This is a genomic window from Streptococcus sp. 1343, assembly GCF_013277355.1.
GTDB lineage: Bacteria > Bacillota > Bacilli > Lactobacillales > Streptococcaceae > Streptococcus > Streptococcus pseudopneumoniae.
The window spans coordinates 1-4,059 of sequence record NZ_VMMT01000056.1; the positions used below are offsets into that span (position 1 = coordinate 1).

Consider the following 4,059-nt stretch of genomic DNA (forward strand, 5'->3'; position numbering starts at 1 on the left):
GAAAAAAGAAACCATCCAGAATCTAAGCTAAGGCAAGGATTCTGGAGGGTTTTTAGATTAGGGGTGAATAATTGGGGTTGATAACATTCGAAATAGTTTAATCATTGCCTTAGCTACAACCCTTATTGCGATTATTATTTCTGCTATGGCAGCCTACGGTATTGTTCGATTCTTCCCTAAATTGGGAGCAATCATGTCGAGACTACTCGTCATTACCTACATTTTCCCACCAATTTTGTTAGCAATTCCCTATTCAATTGCCATTGCTAAAGTTGGGTTAACAAATAGTTTATTTGGCTTGATGATGGTTTATCTATCTTTTAGTGTTCCATATGCAGTTTGGCTCTTAGTTGGATTTTTCCAAACAGTTCCAATTGGAATTGAAGAAGCAGCTCGAATTGATGGTGCAAATAAATTTGTTACGTTTTATAAAGTTGTACTACCGATTGTAGCACCAGGTATTGTAGCAACAGCTATTTATACATTTATCAATGCTTGGAATGAATTCTTGTATGCCTTGATTTTGATTAACAATACAGGAAAGATGACAGTAGCAGTAGCCCTTCGTTCGCTTAATGGTTCAGAAATCTTAGACTGGGGAGATATGATGGCAGCGTCTGTTATTGTAGTTCTTCCATCAATTATTTTCTTCTCTATCATCCAAAATAAGATTGCAAGTGGATTATCAGAAGGATCTGTGAAGTAGACGAAAGAAGGAAAAAATGAATAAAAGAGGTCTTTATTCAAAACTAGGAATTTCTGTTGTAGGCATTAGTCTTTTAATGGGAGTCCCTACTTTGATTCATGCGAATGAATTAAACTATGGTCAACTGTCCATATCTCCTATTTTTCAAGGAGGCTCATATCAACTGAACAATAAGAGTATAGATATCAGCCCTTTGTTATTAGATAAATTGTCTGGAGAGAGTCAGACAGTAGTAATGAAATTTAAAGCAGATAAACCAAACTCTCTTCAAGCTTTGTTTGGCCTATCTAATAATAAAGCAGGCTTTAAAAATAATTACTTTTCAATTTTCATGAGAGATTCTGGTGAGATAGGTGTAGAAATAAGAGACGCCCAAAAGGGAATAAATTATTTATTTTCCAGACCAGCTTCATTATGGGGAAAACATAAAGGACAGGCAGTTGAAAATACACTAGTATTTGTATCTGATTCTAAAGATAAAACATACACAATGTATGTTAATGGAATAGAAGTGTTCTCTGAAACAGTTGATACATTTTTGCCAATTTCAAATATAAATGGTATAGATAAGGCAACACTAGGAGCTGTTAATCGTGAAGGTAAGGAACATTACCTCGCAAAAGGAAGTATTGATGAAATCAGTCTATTTAACAAAGCAATTAGTGATCAGGAAGTTTCAACTATTCCCTTGTCAAATCCATTTCAGTTAATTTTCCGATCAGGAGATTCTACTCAAGCTAACTATTTTAGAATACCGACACTATATACATTAAGTAGTGGAAGAGTTCTATCAAGTATTGATGCACGTTATGGTGGGACTCATGATTCTAAAAGTAAGATTAATATTGCCACTTCTTATAGTGATGATAATGGGAAAACGTGGAGTGAGCCAATTTTTGCTATGAGGTTTAATGACTATGAGGAGCAGTTAGTTTACTGGCCACGAGATAATAAATTAAAGAATAGTCAAATTAGTGGAAGTGCTTCATTCATAGATTCATCCATTGTTGAAGATAAAAAATCTGGGAAAACGATATTACTAGCTGATGTTATGCCTGCGGGTATTGGAAATAATAATGCAAATAAAGCCGACTCAGGTTTTAAAGAAATAAATGGTTATTATTATTTAAAACTAAAGAAGAATGGAGATAACGATTTCCGTTATACAGTTAGAGAAAATGGTGTCGTTTATGATGAAACAACTAATAAACCTACAAATTATACTATGAATGATAAGTATGAAGTTTTGGAGGGAGGAAAGTCTTTAACAGTCGAACAATATTCGGTTGATTTTGATAGTGGCTCTTTAAGAGAAAGGCATAATGGAAAACAGGTTCCTATGAATGTTTTCTACAAAGATTCGTTATTTAAAGTGACTCCTACTAATTATATAGCAATGACAACTAGTCAGAATAGAGGAGAGAGTTGGGAACAATTTAAGTTGTTGCCTCCGTTCTTAGGAGAAAAACATAATGGAACTTACTTATGTCCCGGACAAGGTTTAGCATTAAAATCAAGTAACAGATTGATTTTTGCAACATATACTAGTGGAGAACTAACCTATCTCATTTCGGATGATAGTGGTCAAACATGGAAGAAATCCTCAGCTTCAATTCCGTTTAAAAATGCAACAGCAGAAGCACAAATGGTTGAACTGAGAGATGGTGTGATTCGAACATTCTTTAGAACCACTACAGGTAAGATAGCTTATATGACTAGTAGAGATTCTGGAGAAACATGGTCGAAAGTTTCGTATATTGATAGAATCCAACAAACTTCATATGGCACACAAGTATCTGCAATTAAATACTCTCAATTAATTGATGGAAAAGAAGCAGTCATTTTGAGTACACCAAATTCTAGAAGTGGCCGTAAGGGAGGCCAATTAGTTGTTGGTTTAGTCAATAAAGAAGATGATAGTATTGATTGGAGATACCACTATGATATTGATTTGCCTTCGTATGGTTATGCCTATTCTGCGATTACAGAATTGCCAAATCATCACATAGGTGTACTGTTTGAAAAATATGATTCGTGGTCGAGAAATGAATTGCATTTAAGCAATGTAGTTCAGTATATAGATTTGGAAATTAATGATTTAACAAAATAAAGGAGAAAAACATGGTTAAATACGGTGTTGTTGGAGCAGGGTATTTTGGAGCTGAATTGGCTCGCTACATGCAAAAGAATGATGGAGCAGAGATTACTCTTCTCTATGATCCAGATAATGCAGAGGCGATTGCAGAAGAATTGGGAGCAAAAGTAGCAAGTTCCTTAGATGAGTTGGTTTCTAGCGATGAAGTAGATTGTGTTATCGTCGCAACTCCAAATAATCTTCATAAGGAACCGGTTATTAAGGCTGCACAGCATGGTAAAAATGTTTTCTGTGAAAAACCTATTGCGCTTTCTTATCAAGATTGTCGCGAGATGGTCGATGCGTGTAAAGAAAACAATGTAACCTTTATGGCAGGACATATTATGAATTTCTTTAATGGTGTTCATCATGCAAAAGAACTCATTAATCAAGGAGTTATCGGAGACGTTCTATATTGTCATACAGCTCGTAATGGTTGGGAAGAACAACAACCGTCAGTATCATGGAAAAAAATTCGTGAAAAATCAGGTGGTCACTTGTATCACCACATCCATGAATTGGATTGCGTTCAATTCCTTATGGGGGGCATGCCTGAAACTGTAACCATGACAGGTGGAAATGTGGCCCATGAAGGTGAACATTTCGGTGATGAAGATGATATGATTTTTGTCAATATGGAATTTTCTAATAAGCGTTTTGCCTTGTTAGAATGGGGTTCAGCTTATCGTTGGGGTGAACATTATGTCTTAATCCAAGGAAGCAAAGGTGCCATCCGCTTAGACTTATTCAACTGTAAAGGAACTCTTAAGCTAGATGGGCAAGAAAGCTATTTCTTGATTCACGAATCGCAAGAAGAAGATGATGATCGGACTCGTATCTATCATAGTACAGAGATGGATGGAGCAATTGCTTATGGTAAACCAGGTAAACGTACTCCATTATGGCTATCATCTGTCATTGATAAAGAAATGCGCTATCTGCATGAGATTATGGAAGGAGCCCCAGTATCAGAAGAATTTGCAAAACTATTGACAGGTGAAGCTGCCCTAGAAGCAATTGCTACTGCAGATGCTTGTACCCAGTCTATGTTTGAAGATCGCAAAGTAAAATTGTCAGAAATTGTAAACTAAATTTTGGTATTCTCCTATTATAGGTCGACTTGCTCCTCTGAAAGTACTTTTAGAGGAGCTGTTTGACTTGGCTAGTTTTTGAAACTGAAATCTATTATACTACAAACTCTTGAAAGCGTTTTAATTTT

At 35.6% G+C, this 4,059-nt stretch carries 2 protein-coding genes and 1 pseudogene; all 3 read left to right on the plus strand.

Annotated elements, in window-relative coordinates:
* Window positions 1–82 precede the first annotated feature (82 nt).
* Window positions 83–706, plus strand: a pseudogene (locus HT709_RS08125) (carbohydrate ABC transporter permease); the annotation flags it as partial.
* A 16-nt stretch (window positions 707–722) separates the two neighbouring features.
* Window positions 723–2,816: a neuraminidase NanB gene (gene nanB / locus HT709_RS08130; RefSeq protein ID WP_001042150.1), complete on the plus strand. Its 2,094-nt coding sequence runs from the start codon at window positions 723–725 to the stop codon at window positions 2,814–2,816.
* Between the two features lie 11 nt (window positions 2,817–2,827).
* Window positions 2,828–3,931, plus strand: a complete 1,104-nt coding sequence (locus HT709_RS08135; RefSeq protein WP_000241720.1) for a Gfo/Idh/MocA family oxidoreductase — start codon at window positions 2,828–2,830, stop codon at window positions 3,929–3,931.
* Window positions 3,932–4,059 lie beyond the last annotated feature (128 nt).

Coding starts and splice junctions, on each gene's coding strand:
- HT709_RS08135 (WP_000241720.1), top strand. CDS start 2,828: ATGGTTAAATACGGTGTTGTTGGAGCAGGGTATTTTGGAGCTGAATTG.
- nanB (WP_001042150.1), top strand. CDS start 723: ATGAATAAAAGAGGTCTTTATTCAAAACTAGGAATTTCTGTTGTAGGC.